Here is an 18164-nt window from a genome sequence, read left to right on the forward strand (position 1 = left end):
TAAATCCCTCGGCTAAAAAATCTCGCGCCGAGGGATCGAGAGCTTTCCATGGATAACTAACTCTCGTCAAATCCACCAGAAAGCCTTACCGATCCGTAAATATAAGGTTCTTGGTAGTACGGTCAGGAGAAGTTGGTTCCCGGGGAGCGTTTAAGAGCACTGATCGATGCGAACTAAGCCATAACTATCAATAGTCGTTATATAGTATCGATATTAATAATAGGTTATTAAAACTACGAGGTTGAGCAAAATTTAATATACGAAACATTATGTATTATAGAGGAGGATCATATTTTCCCGTTAAGAAAAATTGGTAATATTCGTTTATCAGATACCATGTGCTTATGAATTAATGTTGTGATTATAAAGGTAATAACAGCACAGAAAGCTATGAATATATTTTCGTTTTCGAAAAAGGATTTAAATGATAATGCTATCGCATATATGACTAGGTAATGCATCATATATATAGTGTAGGAAGCACTAGCGTAGAAGCTTATAATATTACTATGTTTTGGTAAGCTTCTCTCACTTAGATAAAATAATATATTTGCGATCGAATAAGATGTTATTGCATATACCATCAGTTCTGCAGATTTTAAAAATACGTTATTAAATGGGTTGTTCTCATTAAATACGATGACTATTGTGGTTAGACAAGCGAATAAACACCAGCTTGGCGTGTGGAAAATTTTGTAAGCTCCTTTATATTTGAAAAGAATAAAACCAAAAAGATAGTATGGGAATTGATATAATATCTCTCTTAATAGGAAGCTAAATTCAAAGTTAAAAAAGTTTACGATTATTTGCGTATAAAATATTCTTAGCAGTACTGAGAGTGTCGCTAATGATAAAATTAAGATAACTATGTAGATGTTGTTTTTATCGTCAAGGTCTTTTATGTACTGTTTCAGAAAATTATTTGATGCAAGCTTATCAATCGGACGCAAGAAAAATGCATAAAAGATAAGAGGAAACAAAAACCAAAGGTGAAGGTGCCAGACCATAGGTCCGTTGGCGGCATGATTATTTTTAAAGTATAAATTTAAGGTATATTTTTCGATACCTTCATTATGATACAAGTACACTAACTGGTTTGTGATCGGATTAAGAATTATAAGTCCAAAAAATAGAGGAATTCCAATTCGAATTAACCTGTTTTTAATCGCGATTGAATACCCGTATTTGCTACAAGTTAACGCTGTCAGAAAACCGGAAATTATAAAAAAAGTTTCCATACGGAATAAGCTAGAGATATAAAATATCGCGCTGTAAAATGGTGATGGTTGAAGGGCGAGTGTTGCCGAATGAACTATTATACCTCCTATCATTAGTGCCGCTCGGAGGAAGTCGATATGTGCGTATCGCATCAAATTCAAACCTTTGATATATAGAATCGGCAGTAAAGACTAGCTTATTAATTCAGTAGCGGGTTAGTCTTCTCCTATGAAGCTTGGTTTTCCCCTTTTATTTATAATGCCTGAGTACCAGCCTGATAAAGCTATTTTAAATGAATTAATATTTCCTTTTACGAAATAGCGAAAGAATATCAATGACAAAGCCAGAGGTGACAAGAATATTTTTGCGAATTTATGGTTTAAATCGCTCATCATTAATATTTTATTTCGTTCGTCTAGAAAAATAGATAGCTTTGATCGGCTTTTGGGGGCGGCTCCTGATCCGGTTGTTGTTCCTTGAATATGGTGAACTATCGAATTTTTAGAAAAACCTATTTTCATACCCTGATTTAACGCTCTTATACACCATTCGATCTCCTCGCAATAGAGAAAATAGTCTTCTCTCATTAGGCCGACCGTTTCTACGAATTTTTTACTTATTAGTATTGAAGCACCAGTAATGTAGTTCATTTTACTTTCTACTTTTCTTTCATCAATGTGTGTATCGATGCTAAAACCATTACCGATGGAGATGGGTCTTATGCTGTAGATACTCCAATAGCCTCCTAAGGATTGAATTTTTCCATCAGATTTCAGAAGTACTCCACCTACTGCGTCATAATTACTAACGGTTAGTTTGTATACAAGAGCCTTCAAAGCGTCGGGTTCAGGTCTCGTATCGGGATTGAGCACCCACCATGCATCAAAACCATTCGCTTCCTTTATGCCCATGTTTACTCCCGCTGCAAAGCCCCCGTTTTGTCCGGCGTTAACCAGGTGGATCACTTGGGCTCCAGCACTAAAAGCCTTTAAACGCTCTTGCAGAGATACGAAAGAATCATATCCACCGTTTTCAATGATGAAAACTTCATAGTTTGTATATGAGGATTCGCTCAGAGATGTTAGGCAGTTTATTATATCATCCGGATTTCTATATCCGACGATGATAATAGCTATAGCTAGTTGATGCTGGTTATTTAATGTCATCTATTATAAGTCTCAGTCCGTCATAAAATCGCCAAAGACGTATTTTATATAGAGTTTGTGTCGCAGATAATTTCGATTCAAGTTTCACTAAAGATTTGCAGTTGAAAATTTTAGGTGTATGAATGACTGCTGAGATAGGTAATAGTAAAGTTCTTAAAAACCAGCGTAGCTTACCGTTAGGCTTAGTTAGAATTAATGCATAGGTTTCTCTATTTAATCGGCGCCATTTTATCTTCAATTCATCCCAGTTTTTTCTTGGCGGATGCTCTATGATCGAAAGGCCAGCGTAGCCTAGGATATAGCCTTTTTGAGTAGCACGATGACACCATTCCTTATCTTCTGATACGCCGGTTTTAAAGCCACCAACTTTTTTAAATAATTCACGTTTGCAAAATATACCAGCTGTTACGGTAAAGCCTTCCTCTTCAATATAGCGCTGGTTATTAAATGCAAAGCAAAGCTCAAATGCTTCTGCACCGCTTAGTGCTCGAGCTTCTGGTGTTGTTACCACGACTTTGCAACCCGCAATGTCGCAATGGTGTAGGCTATCTATTCCTTTATTTAACCAATCCTGATGAGGTACACAGTCGCTGTCTATGAAGGCGAGGGTTGGGGCGGATGCTACCTCTACTCCTCCATTTCTCGCGGGTCCCGCTCCTTTCTGTTTTACGGTTAATACCTTATCAACCAGGTGAGCGATTGGGGCAAAACGGGTGTTGAAGTCAGGACTGTCGTTGTCTGCTAGAACTAATTCGTACTCAGACCTTGGTGTATCTAGTTTGTTAAGCGCTTCAAGGCATTGCCGCAAAGACTCAACGTCGTCGTAATGGGGAATTATGACGCTGACTCTTGGTGAAGTTGATGGACTAATCATCTCTGGATTCCAGCGCTTCCTGCGCATCGAGTACCTTATATAGCTCTCCTTAGCAAATAGTATACCAATAGGATCTAACTCGCAGTGGGATACGAAACACTGTCACCTTTTATGCGTTTTTCCCCTGGGAGAGATAGGTATACCGATCCCTTTTGGCAGCGGCTGTCGACATACTTAACAGTTCTTAAACGCATCAGCGATCGAATGTTAATAATGTCGACAGAAATTACATCTGCGTCAGTATTTTTTATGGATTCCTTCAGCTTTTCACCTGGGTTAATGGATTTTAATTGGCTATCTCATTGTTTTAAAAGAGAAATATTTGTTTGGAGTGTTTTTTGCTTGGCCTGCAGCCTGTGAGGCCACAGGGAATGAGCGACAGGTTCATTACCTTATTCGCACAATCTCCAATCTCGGTAGTGGACGTGGCGGGTTTTATTAAATGTTTAATTGGTGCATTTTAACATTTTGTTTTTTTGGGTAGTTAGTTACGGTAAATCAGATAATTTATCTGGATCTGTAGTTAGCAAACCATAAAGGGCTTCTTGCTAAACGATAGCAATAAGTCACATAAACTAAAATTATTCTTGATTTTAATATGGAAAGATTTATCCATTTAATAGTTGCAATTAAATAGCCTTTAGCGCTCTATTTTTATCGCCCGTTCACTTTAGGATGACGGAGAATAATTTTATTAATAGCGAAAGTATTATTATCATATGATGTTTATATCATACTAGTCGAAGTTTTTTATTTAAATGTATTTAAGTAGATTTTATGGAGCCTAGGGTGCAAATTAATTATTCATATAAATCAGCAAGACTAGATGATGAGAGTTATTTTATAAAATGTGCTTCATTGCTATTGTTATCTGTTTTACTTGTTTATTCTGAAGCGATTTATGGACTTATTATTCAGTGGTGGACGAGTGAAGAGTATGGCCACGGATTATTTATGCCTTTTGTGGCCGCTTATATTGTTTGGCAAAAACGTGATCAAATCTCGGAACAGCCGTTAAGTTCGAACCTGACAGGGATACCAATCTTGGCATTCTCTCTATTTTTACTGGTTGGGAGTACGTTAGCGGATATAGCTTCGGTCAAAAGTTACGCTTTTTGTATCGCATTAATAGGAGTCTCGCTGCTATTGGGAGGCCTACGTCTTTTAAGGTTTACAATATTGCCTATTATATTGTTAGGTTTAGTCGTACCGCTACCTTATCTTTTGATTTCATCCTTAACCTCCGGGTTACAGCTTATCTCTTCTGAACTTGGTACCTGGTTTATTCGTAGTTTCGGGATACCCGTTTTTCTAGAGGGTAATATTATCGATATGGGTACTTATAAGTTACAGGTTGTCGAAGCCTGTAGTGGTCTTCGTTACCTGTATCCATTGCTTAGTATCGCTTTGATTGTTAGCTATTTTATGCGTACGGGTTTGATATTCAAGGTACTTTTAATAGCGAGTGTAGTTCCCGTCACGATTTTTATGAATAGCCTTCGGATTGCAGTTACAGGCGTTTTGGTCAACGCCTACGGGAACGAAGTCGCTGACGGATTTTTACACGACTTCGAAGGTTGGGTCGTTTTTATGGCGGCGTTAGCTTTATTGCTATTTGAAGTATATATATATAAAGTGTTCTTTCGTAGAAAGGAGCGATTCGCAGAGCTTTTTGACCTATTATCTACTAGCGCCAGCACCAATAAATTAACGTCAAATATATCAAGCTACAGAATTTTAGTGTCCGAATCATTGATTCTGCTCACGGCAGTTTTGTTGGTTTATATTTATATGGCGGATTCGCAGATTCCACCAGAAAGAGAGCTTTTCAATCAGTTCCCTATGAGAATAGATGGTAAAAATGTTGAGCTTACTTTATTAGAGCCTGACGTCCTAGATATTTTGCGCCCAGATGATTATTTTCTTGGGACTTACGGGCGATCTCGAGCGGATCAAGTTAGTCTATATATGGTTTATTATTCACAACAGCATGACGGAAGCGCGTTACATTCTCCACGCGTCTGTATTCCGGGGGGAGGCTGGATTATTGAAGATGAACAGATCATTTCTTTTAATCTCCAGAAAAAATTTGATTATTTGGAAGTAAACCGCGCAGTCATTCGTAGGGGCGAATTGACGCAAATAGTTTATTATTGGATTGATCAACGTGGGGTACAGTTCACAAACGAATATTTGGCACGGGCATCGTTATTAAAAAGTTCGGTTATGGAAGGCCGAACTGATGGCGCGTTAATTCGAGTTAACGTATTGGTTGAAAACGATGACTTCAACAGGGCAGACAAAGAACTTCAGGATTTTGTTCGGGATATGTCAGTTTTCCTTCCGGATTATATACCAAGTTGATAATCGGGTTAAATGTTTAAAAAGGGATTATTAAATGTTCGTTAAATCAATAAAAATACTCGTATTATCAAGTAGTATTTTGCTTTTCGGCTGTTCGTCACCAGAAGAAAAGGTTGAAACATATATCGATTCAGCTAAATCCTATCTTGAGATAGGTGATTATGAAAAGGCACATATTGAATTCAGTAATGCGTTGCAAATAAATCCTGACCATGTAGAAGGTCTCTATCTCGTTACTAAAGTGTTCGAACACGATCAGGAATGGCCGAAGGTGTATCGGTATCTTCAGCGTGTGCTTGAGCTCCAGCCAAATCATATCGATGCGCTTTTGGACATAGGGCAGTTGGAGTTAAGTGCACAGCAACTTGATGTTGCGTTATCACGCAGCGCTTCGTTACTCAAACTCGCGCCCGAGTCTGCCGAGGTTCACGCCTTTCGCGCTTTAGTCTTGTTACGTTTGAGTGAGCCGTCCCGTGCGGTTGAAGAGGCTGAAGTTGCGCTACGTCTGGACCCAGATAATGTTGAAGCAAAGCTAGCCTTGGTATCTGAGCGTCTGCAAGCACAAGATCCAGATAGCGCGTTGTTACTCCTGAAGGATGTTGGAGAAGGATCGCTTAAGGTGGTAGCGGCTTTGCGTCTACAAGCTTATCAACAAAAGCAGGATGTAGACGGGATCCGGTCTGTATATCAGGGGCTTATCGATGATTACCCTCATGAAGATGGCTACTATTTCGCGCTGACCAGCTCCTACGTTACGACTGAGGAATACGACTCAGCCGTAGATACTTTGGCGAAGCTTTTAGGCTCTGAGCCCGATAACTTAAAAGCACAACTGGGTCTGATCGATCTTTACCGCAAGTTTTACGGTATAGAAAAAGCTGAAAACGAGGCAAAGAGTGCAATAGAGCGTAATCCCAAAAATGCTGAGCTTAAGTTTTATTTCGCCAGTATGCTCGCGGGTAACGGGCAAACTGATAGCGCTAGGGACTATCTGGTTGATATTGCAGAAGCTGAAGTAGAAAGTGACGTCCGCGCTCGTTCGTTCAATATGCTCGCTGCATTATCATACAGAGATGGCAAGCTTGAAGAAGGGGATGGCTTTCTACAGAAATCGTTAGAGGCTCAGCCGAAAAACGAGCAGGGTACTGCTCTGCAGGCGCAGCGTATGTTACAGAATGGTGATACTCAGGATGCTGTTTTATTGCTTAGGTCCATATTGCCGGAGTATCCCGACTCTCCCAAGATCCTTACACTCTTAGCTCAAGCACACCAGGCTGCTGGCCGTCGTGAGCTGGCGGCTGATCAATATGCAAAAGCACTTTCAGTGGCCCCAACAAACGCCGGTGTCATCGTTCCTTACCTGAAGCTGTTATTGGCTCAGAATAGTCTTCAGCGCGCTAACGCGGTGGTTGATGGGACATTGCAGACTCCGGCCGCCCACAACCAGGAGTTTTTGGTGCTTGCTGCTCAAGTTAAGTTGAACTCTCAGCAATGGGATGAGGCTCAGCATATCGCTGACAGGCTTTCCGGGCTCGAGCAAACCAGCTCGATAGCATCTGAAATAAAAGGCGCGGCATTCATGGGTCAGCAGGAGTATGACCAGAGTATTGCGGCTTTCAAAGAGTCCTTTGATCAAGCGGCTGACAACACAAGACCAATGGTTGCTATGGTACGGGCGTACGTTTCTATGGGGGAACCAGCACGTGCAAAAACGTTTATTGACTCCGTGCTTGCTGTCAGCCCTGACAACATCGCGGCGCTGATGCTAAGGGCAGAGCTTTACCGCTTTGAACAGGACGTTAGTTCAGCCGCTGATACTTACCGGTTTATCATTTCCAAGCAACCAGAGGCACTTACCGCGTACCGGGCGTTAGCCCGGCTGCTGCTTCAGCAGGAAAAACCGGCTGAAGCACTGGATGTACTAGCAGCTGGTATTACTGCGGTACCGGGCCGCGCCCTCTCTCTAAAACTGATGGGGGCCAATATTTACGAACAGCTGGGCCGCACAGCAGAAGCGATAGATGTCTATGAAAGTGTTTTAAGGGACGATGAGAGTATCGATATAGCAGCGAACAATTTGGCTGTTATCTACACAGACCGGGAAGGATTCGTTGATCTTGAAAAGGCGAAAGCGTTGTCAGAGCGCTTCCGACAGTCCGAGATCCCATATTTTCAGGATACTGTTGGTTGGGTTAACCTGAAGTTGGGGAATTTGAACGATGCTCTCTATTTCCACGAGAACGCGGTGGAATCGATGCCCGAGTTCGGAGAGTTTCGGTATCACCTCGGCATGGCCTACAAAGCCTCTGGTGACTTGGATAAGGCAAGGTTTGAACTGGAGAAGTCGATCAGTCTTAGCGAGGCTTCCTCGCCAGCTTGGTTGAGCGATGCTCAATCTCAGCTCAGTACGCTCTGATAAGGTTAAAGGAGTTTTCCTTGTACGAAGCATTTTATGGGTTTAAGGATAAGCCTTTCTCGCTGCAGACAGATCCCGCCCATCTTTATCTGGGAGAAGTACACGCAGCTGCGTATGCAATGTTGCAATACGGGTTGATTAATAAAGCCGGTTTTACGGTGATTACTGGTGAAATCGGGAGCGGTAAAACAACTCTGCTAGCTAAGCTGGTTGATGAGATTGAATCGTCGAAAAGAGTGGGGTACCTGTACCACACTCACGCTGGCCTGGGGCAGCTGTTGCCCTGGGTTTTGTACGCGTTTGGTCAGGATTATTCCTCTGATAACCAAATCGAACTCTATGACCGGTTTGTGAGATTTCTTCACGAAGAGAAAAAGCAGGGGCGGCAAGTGATTCTGATTGTCGACGAGGCGCAGAATCTAACGCTCCCTTTGCTTGAAGAACTGAGAACTCTGTCAAATGTTAACTTTGGTGCCGATCAGCTCATTCAGTTGATTCTTGTTGGACAGCCCGAACTACGGGACAAGCTCAAGCATCCGAGCCTAAAGCAGTTCGTTCAGCGGATAGCGGTTGATTACCATGTACCCGCACTGGATGCCGAAGAAACCAAGTCATATGTGAATCACCGGCTAACAAGCAGTGGCCGCACCAAGCCTTTGTTTACTTCTAAAGCCTACGCGTATATTCATCGCTTGAGCGGGGGAGTTCCGCGAATTGTGAACGTGATCTGCGATACGGTTTTGTCGTTTGGCTTTGCGGATGAGATCGAGTTGATTGATGGAAAATACATCGTTTCGGTGATTAAAAGCCGGGCTGCGGGAGGGCTGCTGGCGTTGGGGTATGAGCCTGAGCGTCGGGGACAGGCAAAAAGTCACCTGTTAAATGCCTCCTCTCTAGAGGAAGCTTCGAGCGTTTAAAGCTGGTCATGCTTTCGCGTTTTCTTTTGTCTAGTCGGCACCTGGTGCCACTTTCAGCTACTAAAAGAGTGGCTTGGTTCGGTGAACTTGAACTGTTATCAGGTATTGCCCGGTTGGGGCGCGAAAGTGGCCCAAACGGCTTTAGCATGATGAGCTATCTCGCCTCGGAATCTGGATTAGAGCAAGTCTTATGAAAGTACTCCTCATCTCCTCCTCTGGTGGGCACTGGGTTCAAATGTCCAGGGTAAAACCCGCTTTTGCCGGGGCAGAAATGATTTTTGCCTCTACTGAAAAACACTACGGACAGCACAACCCAGACCACCCATTCTTTTATATCCCGGATGCATCGCGTTCAAGTCCGTTCCGATTGGCTGTTCAGGGGGGCGCAGTGCTTTGGCTTATTCTTCGACAACGTCCAGATTGTATAGTGACTACGGGGGCGACTGCGGGCCTTTGGGCGTTAGTGTTTGGGAAGAAGCTGGGCGCTAAAACGATCTGGCTAGATAGTATTGCTAACTCATTGGAACTCTCTCTCTGTGGTAAAAAAGCACAAAAGTACGCGGATCTGTACCTGACACAGTGGGAGCATCTAGCCACTGATCGCGGGCCCGAATATGCCGGGGCTGTCATATGATTTTTGTTACGGTCGGTACTCAGCTGCCCTATGAAAGGTTGATTAAGGCGATGGATGAATGGGCCGCGCAGAACCCTCATCACCAGGTATTCGCTCAAATCGGAGATACCCAGTATTCGCCCAAGCATATGGAAACGACACGGTTGATATCGCCGCAGGACTATCAATTAAAACTTGCTGAAGCTAGGGTGATAGTGGGCCACGTTGGTATGGGGACGATCATTTCAGGAGTCGAGCATAAAAAACCTTTGGTGTTGATGCCGCGTCGCTTCGATCTCGGTGAACATCGAAATGATCACCAACGAGGCTCTGCACAGATGTTTGGCAAGCTCGCTGGTATATCTATCGTAGAAAATTCTGAGCAGCTGAAAATCGCATTAGAAGCGCGGTTATCAGCGCCTGCAGAGGGCTATAGCGATCAGCTTAAAGTGTCAGGTCAATTGATCGAGCGAATTTCAGGCTTTGTATCAGAACACTTTGAACTGAGCACATCACGCCGTAAAGAACCGTGATAAAACCCACGTAAGAAGTGGCTTTTAGGCGGAGTGAAACGCCCTGTCTTTGATAAAGCGTGTGCTATTCCGAAATCGATCAAGTCAGGCGATGGTCGATCAGAATAGCAGCACGTTTATCAGGTAGTTCAGTCAGTGATTAATCCTTCTCTTTTCCATCCGTTTTGCAGCTATGTAGCAGTCGCTGTTTTATCCAGCTAGAACCCCACGTCAGGCCCAAACCACCAAGGCGATAACTCCAAGATGCAAAGGGTACCAGGACTGGCGCAGCCAACGGGGAATGCCCGGAATAGGGGCGCGATCCAGGTTGACCTGGGAGACGGCGAAAACGGCGCAGCCGGTGAGAAAGCTGATCAGGATCGAGATCTGTGCGTGGTTAATCAGCGCGCAGATCGTCAAGGCGGGGACCAGGCTTATGAGTTGGTCTCGGTATCTGAATCCAAATGCAAAGGCAGGTACCAGCAGCAAGCCCCAGAGTTTGTATTCGAAATACGGGTTGACCGCTAAGGCAAGCAATAACATGCCGCCGGCGGCCAGGAGCTTAAGGGCACCTTTATCGATCCGGTCGACGGTGGCGAATGCGAGCAGTCCAAGTGCAAGCGTAAAGCAGACATTCAGCTTGCCGTTGTCCATGACGAAGAAATAGGGAATCTGGCTAATCGCTGCGAGTACCAAAACCCTGAGGCCGTAGATATAGGGGCGGCGGGTGTTATGTACCAGGTGCCAGGCGATTAATGCGGCGAAGAGAGGAAAGGCGGTGCGGCCAGCGGTCTGGGTCCAGGGCGCGAGTGGAGAGTCCGGCCAGAGATAATGGAAACTGTGCTCCAGCGTCATGGTAATAATCGCGATCCATTGCGCGTAAGCCACCCAGACGTTTTTATTGCGAGCTGTTTGCTCGACGGGCATGGATGGTTGAACGATATCGTTTGAAGACTGAGGTTGCATCGGCAGATCTACTCCTTGTATCCGGTTAGTTATGGACAGGAGAGCGCATCCGCAGTTCACTGGATGCCAAGAACCGGCACTGGGAGTATCCAGTTCCAGGTCTCGACAGATAAACTCAGTGATCTGCTTTGGGCAGTTTCAAAGCCCGTTCGTTGTACGAGATAGCTGGCTGACCCGCAAGGTACAAACCTGTGAAAGCGTGAATTGGGGGTAGCGAGCGATAATGAGCAGGTCGTACAAAGTGTGATAAATAGCCGCGGCCAGGATGGCCGTTTGAATCAGGTGTCATCAGGACAGGGATCCAGGTTTTATGGCGAGGGCTTTTCCTTTTTTCCGGCTGAGGTTGATCTGGCTGCTCTTCCTCGCGCCGTTCTTCTTTATTACCTATAACCTCGCCAACCGTTACGCAGCTCAGCTGCCAGAGGTCGATAGCCTGGTATTTGCCTGGGAACAGCATATGCCGTTTTGGGCCTGGACGATTATTCCCTACTGGTCGATCGATCTGCTTTATGGACTGTCGCTGCTGCTACCGCGGACACGAACCAGCATTCACCGCCTGGGACTGCGGTTGCTGAGTGTACAGGTCATCTGTGTGACCTGCTTTATGCTCTGGCCGCTGCATTTCTCGTTTACCCGGCCGGATACCGGCGGGGTGTTTGGGCATCTTTTCGATATTCTGATGGGTTTTGATAAGCCCTTTAACCAGGCGCCTTCACTGCATATCGCACTGTTAGTTGTTATCTGGTCCTGTTTCCGTGAGTACTGTGCACAACGCTGGCACTGGCTGATTCATGGCTGGTTTTTCCTGATAGGGCTATCGGTGCTCACTACCTGGCAGCACCATTTTATCGATCTGCCTACCGGTATACTGGCGGGTTGTTTGTGCTGCTGGTTGTGGCCATTCGAAGAGAAGCCGGTGTACCGGATGTTCAGTCTCGAAGTCTTCAGAGCGCCGGCCAATCCGCTGTTGCCGCGACGTCTGAAGTTGGGACTTGCTTACCTGGCGGTAGCTATTTTAACGGCTGCGCTTGCCGTCTATCTCCAGCCTTGGGGGCTGTGGCTGTTTTGGCCGGTTACATCGCTGAGTTTGGTCGCGCTGAACTATCTGCTGATCGGAGCTGACGGGTTTCAAAAGCGATCCGAGGGTCGGTTTAGCCTCACGACACAGCTGTTGTTCATGCCCTATACGGCGGCGGCCTGGTTGAACTCGCGCGGCTGGACTTTCAACTACCCGAACGCCAGCCTGGTCGATGAAAACGTCTATCTCGGACGGCTGCCCTCAGGCCGGGAAGCAGGGCGCTACTGCGGCATTGTCGATCTCTGTGCGGAGCTGCCGCTAGGGGTGTTGCGTAAAGCTAAGCCCGCCCACTATTGCTCGGTACCGGTGTTGGATCTAACGGTGCCCAGCACCGATCAGTGTCTTCGTGCTGCCGATCATATTGAAAGGTATCGCCAGTCGGGCCCGATACTGGTGTGTTGTGCTCTGGGGGTCTCGCGCAGCGCCATGGCCGTTGCTGCCTGGTTGCTGTGCTATCGACCCGGGACGAGCGTGGATGATGCGATTACGCAGATTGAAACGGCGCGCCCACAGATCAAACTGTCAGATAAACACCGCAGGGTGCTGGAGCAGCTCGCCTCACATCAAAGTGCCAGAGCCGATAAGCCGATCAGTTTCGAAGCGATTACTGCAGCAGCCTCCGATGCTTCTTCCCTATAAAGTCGCGGCTCATTCGCTGCCATGACCTTTGTAAATGCTGCTGGCGGCTAAGGCTGTCAGCAGCAATCTCGCTTCCTCTCTTTATCTTTCCTTCACCTTTGCCTCACCTTCCCTTCACCTATGCCTCGCCTCAGCCAGTGCCTGGCTGCATGTCGGTTAGGTATCTGCAAAATCGATATATGTCATCCGGTCAAACGATTTTTACGATGTTAGCGCGCCGAGTAGCCTGTGAAAGTCGCAAAGTCACTCGTTCTCAAGGGCGACGTTTAGATAATAGCTATCGGGGTAGTTGCGGTGTTCAAATACTTTCCAACCAATTATGTCTGGAACCTGTCGGTAGATCTCTCTATCGAGATGGGCGCCAGAATCGGTGAAATCGAAGAGATGTGCGGCCCGCTTCAGGAAGCCGCCAAGCAGCAGGATGCCGAAGGTACACGGGCATTCCGGGAAAGCTGGGAAAAGATGGCTGACAAGCTCTGTGAGCTTGCCAGAGAGGATGAAGAGCGCGGCAGGATGATCTCCGCCGGTGACAAATATAAGCGCGCTTCCAACTACTACATCACCGCCGAGCGTCTGCAGGGGCATGGCTCTGAAGGCCGCGAGGCGCTTTACCAGCGTTTTCTGGATAGCTTCTTGCGTGGTATCGACCTGGCGAAAGATAACTGCATTCGGGTCGAGATTCCCTACGGTGATTCTTTTTTGACCGGCCTTTACGTCCGGGCAGAAGGTGTTGAAGGCGAGGCGCCGCTGTTGGTGCAGGTTAACGGCCTCGATTCCACCAAGGAGATGAAGTACTTCGTTGGCATGCCGGGCTGGCTGGCCAAGCGTGGTGTGTCCTCTCTGATTATCGATCAGCCGGGTACCGGCGAGGCACTGCGCCTGCAGGGGCTGAAAGCGATCTACAACGCCGAGCACTGGGCCTCCCAGGTGGTGGATTGGCTGGAGCAGCATCCAGAAGTCGATTCCAAGCGGATCGGTATGGAAGGCGTCTCTTTAGGCGGTTACTACTGCCCGCGTGCCGTGGCCTATGAGCCGCGCTTTGCCTGCGGTGTTGTCTGGGGTGCAAACCACGACTGGCGCGCCGTGCAGAAGGCACGTCTCAAGCGTGAGGGCGATTTCCCGGTGCCGCATTACTGGGAACACGTCTGCTGGGTCTGGGGCGCCAAGGATATCGATGAATTTATGCAGATCGCCGAAAAAGTGCATCTGGATGGCGTCGTAGAGAACATCCGGGTGCCGTTCCTGGTGACTCACGGTGAAAAGGATTCACAGATTCCGCTGGAGTATGCCCAGCGTACCTACGATCAGCTGGTGAACAGTCCCGACCGTGAGTTGAAGGTATTCACCAAGCGGGAAGGCGGTATTCAGCACGGCAGCTTCGATAACTCCGCTAACAGCGGTGCATATATCGTAGACTGGGTCGCCGAAAAGCTGGGTGGTCACACCGCATAAGTCGACCAGCATCTAAGAATAATAACGAGGATCAAGTATGAAAATTATAGGACCGGACGCGCTGCTTTTTGGGGTCGATGACCTGGAAGCCTGCACCCAATACCTGACCGATTATGGCCTGACTCCGGTCGGTGATGGCCGCTTTGAAGCGATGGATGGCACGGCCATCGTTATCGCTGCTAAAGACGATACAAGCCTGCCTGCCGATATGGGCAATGGCTGTCAGCTGCGCAAGACACTCTACGGCGTGGCAGACGAAGCTACTCTGAACGCGATTGCCGAGGAGCTTGGTAAAGATCGCGAAGTGAGCCGTTTGGTGGATGGGTCTATCGAATCCGTAGATGATATGGGCTTCACCCTTGGTTTTCAGCTCACCATCCGCCGGGACTATGAAGCGCCTGCCGAAGTGGTTCACTCACCGGGCAGCAACGCGCCAAAACGTGAGTTGAACGAGCTAGGCGTAGACCCCAGCGTAAAAATTACTCCGCGCTCTCTGTCTCACCTGGTTTACTTCGTGCCCGATGGCGACAAGGCCGAAGCCTTCTACCGTGATCGTCTTGGTTTCCGCGTCACTGATCGTCTGGTGGGCGCTGGTCCGTTCATGCAACCGGGCGGCACCCAGGATCATCACACCCTGTTCATGATCCAGGCACCCGAGTTCATGCGTGGTCTTGAGCACTTCACCTTCCACTTCGGTGGCCCCACCGAGGTGATGCTCGCCGGCAGCCGCATGGTCGAAAAGGGCTACCAGTCGTTCTGGGGCCCGGGCCGTCACCAGATGGGCTCCAACTGGTTCTGGTATTTCAACAGCCCGTTCGGTGCCCGCATGGAGATGGACGCGGATATGGACCTGCACGACGAGCAGTGGGTTGCCCGTGAAATTCCGATCAGTGCAGAGATCTCCCAGGCGTTCCTGTTCCAGTATCGCGAGAAGTGGATTCCGGGGCCGGGCGGAGGCAAGTAACTTGTCCCGCAACCCTCAGCGGTTGTGCGCTATCGACGAGTTGCCGGAAGGGGAGTCGAAAGGCTTCGATCTGGATGGGGACGGTCAGGACGAGCTGTTTGTCGTGCATCGCGAAGGCGTCCTGTACGCCTATCGCAACAGCTGCCCCCACCAGCCCGGCGCTCCCATGGCCTGGCGCAGGCACGCGTACCTCAATAAAGAGAGTTCGCTGATCGTCTGCTTCGCCCACGGCGCGCAATTCGATATTGAATCCGGTCTCTGTATTGATGGGCCCTGCCAGGGGGCTTCCCTGACAGCGGTGCCCCTGTCGCAGGACCGGGATGGAAACGTCTACCTGACCGAATAAAACAAAGATAAGAACAACAGGAGTGTCATCATGGCAGCGGGTTTGAACAAGGTCCTCGTGATTGGGGGCGGATTTTCCGGCATGTCGGCGGCGATCTCTTTTCGCAAGGCCGGTGTTGAGGTTGATCTGGTAGAGATCGACGAAAAATGGCGCCCGGAAGGCGCAGGTATCTCCATTAATGGCCCGTCGCTGCGTGCGCTCGACGAACTGGGAGTCTACGAACAGTTCGAGGAACATGGCTACGTCAGCGAAAATTTCGACGTGTTCGCCGCCACCGGCGAGTTTGTCGTGCAGCTGCCCACACGTCCGCCGGTGCATGAGCGTGAACTGCCGGGCGGTGGCGGGATTCTGCGCCCGGCGCTGGCCAAGATCCTGGCGGACAAGTGTCTGGAAGTGGGCACCAACGTACGCCTGGGGCTGAGCTACAGCGAGATTACCCAGACAGGAAACGGCGCTCGCGTCCAGTTTACCGATGGCACTGAAGCCGAATATGACCTGGTGGTGGCTGCCGATGGCGTCCACTCCAGTGTGCGTAAAACCTATTTTCCCGATGCGCCTCAGCCCAAACCGATTCATCAGAGCGTCTGGCGTGCCGTGCTGCCGCGACCGGCCGACGTGGTGCGTCCGCGCATGTGGATGGGCCGCACCAAGGTCGGCGTAAACCCGATCTCCGAAACCCATATGTACATGTTTCTGACCGAAGATCGCGCCATCGATGATCGCGTGGAACCGGAAAAACAAGCCGAAGTGCTGGCTGCTCTGGTGCGTGAATTCCCTGCGCCGATGCTGCAGGAGCTGGCCAACGAGCTGGACAAACCGGATGCCAACGTGGACTACCGTCCGCTGGCTAATCTGCTGGTGCCGCTACCCTGGCACACCGGTCGCATCGTGATGATCGGCGATGCCGCCCACGCCACCACACCGCATCTGGCCTCCGGTGCCGGCATAGGTATCGAGAGCGCCATGGTGCTGGCCGAAGAGCTGGATAAAAGCGCCGATATCGAGACCGGTCTCAAGGCGTTCGAAGCGCGCCGCTGGGAGCGTTGCCGCATGGTGATCGAGAACTCCGCCGCGCTGTGCGAGATCGAGAAGAGCGGCGGCAGCCGTGACGAGCACGCGAGCATCATGCGTGAGTCCATGGCCACGCTGGCACAGCCGATCTGAGGTCAGCTCAGCTTCGGTTTAACGCCCGGCTTCCTCCGGGCGTTGCTCCCCACAGTTTTTAGGAGACAAACAATGGCGATCAATCCCAAGCGTCGTTTCGTCGATCTGTCGATCTTTCTGGAAAACGATGTTCTCTCCGATCCACCGCCGCTGGCGCCGAAAATTACCTACCAGACCCATGACGAAACCGTGCATGAGTTTGTGCAGATGCTGCCGGGTACCACGCCGGAAGATTTCCCCGATGGTGAGGCGGCCGCTGCTGAATGGGTCACCTGCACCACGCATAGTGGCACTCATCTGGATGCGCCTTACCATTTTCACTCCACCCAGGACGCCAAACTGGGTGAGAAAAAGCCCTCCATGACCATCGACCAGGTGCCGCTGGAATGGTGCTTTCAGCAGGGCGTAAAGCTCGACTTCCGTCACCTGCCGGATGGTCACGTGGTAACGGCCAAAGAGGTTGAAGAGGAGCTCAAGCGGATCGGGCATGAACTGCAGCCGCTGGATATCGTGGTGGTGAACACCCGCGCCGGCTCCCGCTACGGCAATAACGACTACGTGAACGCCGGCTGTGGTATGGGCTATGAAGCGACCATGTACCTGCTCGAACGCGGTGTGCGCCTGACCGGCACCGATGCCTGGAGCTGGGATGCCCCGTTCAGCTACACCGCCGAGCGTATCCGCGAAACCGGTGACAAAAGCCTGATCTGGGAAGGGCATAAGGCCGGCCGTGATATCGGCTACTGCCACCTGGAAAAGCTGCATAACCTGGAAGCCCTGCCGGCTACCGGCTTTATGATCAGCTGCTTCCCTCACAAGATTCGTGGTGCCTCCGCTGGCTGGACCCGTGCCGTGGCGATTTTTGACGAAGAGTGAATAGAGCAGGGAGAAAGGCATGAGCTTTCCGCCGATTCATCGAGTAGTCACCGGCCATGATGCCGAGGGCAATGCCGTGGTTGCCAGCGAGGGCGCACCGCCCAAGGTGGTCGAGATCGAATCGATACCGGGCACGATTTTTCATGAAATATGGGCCACCGGTGCGACACCGGCCATCGTGGATAACGGTGAAGATCCCACCCTGGGCGATCTGCAGCTGTCGCCACCGGCATCGGGCACCCGTATCCGCATCGTCGATATTCCGCCGGACAGCGAAGAGTTTCTCGCCCGCGGCGCCGAGGCGATGGATGCGGCGTTCAGCCAGATCGGTGAGGTCGAGGCTTCTACCGTGAAGGCCGATTCACCCCATCCGCTGATGCACCGTACCGAAACGGTGGATTACGGCATCTTGCTGGAGGGCGAACTGGTGCTGGTGCTCGACAGGGGCGAGGTCACTTTAAAACCGGGCAGCGTCGTGGTGCAGCGCGGTACCAATCATGCCTGGGCCAACCGCTCCGGCAAGCCCTGCCGCATCGCCTTTATCCTGGTCGATGGCCGCTATGATCCGGCGCTGGCCGAAGCACTCGAAGCCCGCTAGG

General features: G+C 49.2%; 16 protein-coding genes. 12 read left to right on the forward strand and 4 right to left on the reverse strand.

Translation table 11 applies throughout. From position 1 onward, the window contains the following. Positions 1 to 287: 287 nt before the first annotated feature. The 3 genes from CLV83_RS22915 to CLV83_RS11950 all read right to left on the reverse strand — a co-directional run bounded on the left by CLV83_RS22915 (position 288) and on the right by CLV83_RS11950 (position 3285). Positions 288 to 1370 (reverse strand): acyltransferase family protein, encoded by a 1083-nt coding sequence (locus tag CLV83_RS22915; protein WP_132292355.1) that lies wholly within the window; start codon positions 1368 to 1370, stop codon positions 288 to 290. A gap of 63 nt (positions 1371 to 1433) precedes the next feature. Beyond that, complete coding sequence (locus CLV83_RS11945) at positions 1434 to 2384, reverse strand: glycosyltransferase family 2 protein (protein ID WP_132292358.1); 951 nt, start codon at positions 2382 to 2384, stop codon at positions 1434 to 1436. Then, complete coding sequence (locus CLV83_RS11950; protein WP_132292361.1) at positions 2371 to 3285, reverse strand: glycosyltransferase family 2 protein; 915 nt, start codon at positions 3283 to 3285, stop codon at positions 2371 to 2373. The genes CLV83_RS11945 and CLV83_RS11950 overlap by 14 nt, the downstream gene beginning before the upstream one ends. A 762-nt stretch (positions 3286 to 4047) precedes the next feature. Here CLV83_RS11950 and xrtD point away from each other — a divergent pair. The 5 genes from xrtD to CLV83_RS11975 all read left to right on the forward strand — a co-directional run bounded on the left by xrtD (position 4048) and on the right by CLV83_RS11975 (position 10101). After that, entirely contained in the window at positions 4048 to 5622 is a 1575-nt protein-coding gene (gene xrtD, locus CLV83_RS11955; protein ID WP_165900295.1) for a VPLPA-CTERM-specific exosortase XrtD, read from the forward strand. 34 nt (positions 5623 to 5656) lie between these two features. Then, positions 5657 to 8038 (forward strand): tetratricopeptide repeat protein, encoded by a 2382-nt coding sequence (locus CLV83_RS11960; protein ID WP_132292367.1) that lies wholly within the window; start codon positions 5657 to 5659, stop codon positions 8036 to 8038. Between the two features lie 20 nt (positions 8039 to 8058). Further along, positions 8059 to 8955, forward strand: coding sequence for an ExeA family protein (locus CLV83_RS11965; RefSeq protein WP_132292370.1), 897 nt, complete (start codon positions 8059 to 8061; stop codon positions 8953 to 8955). 190 nt (positions 8956 to 9145) lie between these two features. Further along, on the forward strand, positions 9146 to 9589 hold the full coding sequence (locus tag CLV83_RS11970) for a glycosyltransferase family protein (protein ID WP_132292373.1): 444 nt from the start codon (positions 9146 to 9148) through the stop codon (positions 9587 to 9589). Beyond that, positions 9586 to 10101, forward strand: coding sequence for a glycosyltransferase (locus CLV83_RS11975; RefSeq protein WP_132292376.1), 516 nt, complete (start codon positions 9586 to 9588; stop codon positions 10099 to 10101). The genes CLV83_RS11970 and CLV83_RS11975 overlap by 4 nt, the downstream gene beginning before the upstream one ends. Positions 10102 to 10311: 210 nt before the next feature. Here CLV83_RS11975 and CLV83_RS11980 read toward each other — a convergent pair whose 3' ends face one another. Next, complete coding sequence (locus tag CLV83_RS11980; protein WP_132292379.1) at positions 10312 to 11046, reverse strand: TraX family protein; 735 nt, start codon at positions 11044 to 11046, stop codon at positions 10312 to 10314. Positions 11047 to 11356: 310 nt separating this feature from the next. On the opposite strand from CLV83_RS11980, the gene CLV83_RS11985 reads away from it, so the two are divergent. The 7 genes from CLV83_RS11985 (at position 11357) to CLV83_RS12015 (ending at position 18163) form a co-directional block, all read left to right on the forward strand. Then, the gene (locus tag CLV83_RS11985) at positions 11357 to 12763 is read left to right on the forward strand and encodes a phosphatase PAP2/dual specificity phosphatase family protein (RefSeq protein WP_132292382.1); all 1407 of its coding nucleotides are present in this window, start codon (positions 11357 to 11359) and stop codon (positions 12761 to 12763) included. A gap of 294 nt (positions 12764 to 13057) precedes the next feature. Beyond that, the gene (locus CLV83_RS11990) at positions 13058 to 14215 is read left to right on the forward strand and encodes an alpha/beta hydrolase family protein (protein ID WP_132292385.1); all 1158 of its coding nucleotides are present in this window, start codon (positions 13058 to 13060) and stop codon (positions 14213 to 14215) included. Positions 14216 to 14252: 37 nt separating this feature from the next. Further along, a complete protein-coding gene (locus tag CLV83_RS11995; RefSeq protein ID WP_132292388.1) occupies positions 14253 to 15179 on the forward strand; it encodes a VOC family protein in 927 nt (308 codons plus the stop codon). A 1-nt stretch (position 15180) separates the two neighbouring features. Next, entirely contained in the window at positions 15181 to 15525 is a 345-nt protein-coding gene (locus CLV83_RS12000) for a Rieske (2Fe-2S) protein (protein WP_132292391.1), read from the forward strand. A 30-nt stretch (positions 15526 to 15555) separates the two neighbouring features. After that, positions 15556 to 16689, forward strand: coding sequence for an FAD-dependent oxidoreductase (locus CLV83_RS12005; protein WP_132292394.1), 1134 nt, complete (start codon positions 15556 to 15558; stop codon positions 16687 to 16689). A 72-nt stretch (positions 16690 to 16761) separates the two neighbouring features. After that, entirely contained in the window at positions 16762 to 17565 is an 804-nt protein-coding gene (locus CLV83_RS12010; protein WP_132292397.1) for a cyclase family protein, read from the forward strand. 19 nt (positions 17566 to 17584) lie between these two features. Further along, a complete protein-coding gene (locus tag CLV83_RS12015; protein ID WP_132292400.1) occupies positions 17585 to 18163 on the forward strand; it encodes a cupin domain-containing protein in 579 nt (192 codons plus the stop codon). Position 18164: the final 1 nt, after the last annotated feature.

The organism is Marinobacterium mangrovicola, from assembly GCF_004339595.1.
Lineage (GTDB): Bacteria > Pseudomonadota > Gammaproteobacteria > Pseudomonadales > Balneatricaceae > Marinobacterium_D > Marinobacterium_D mangrovicola.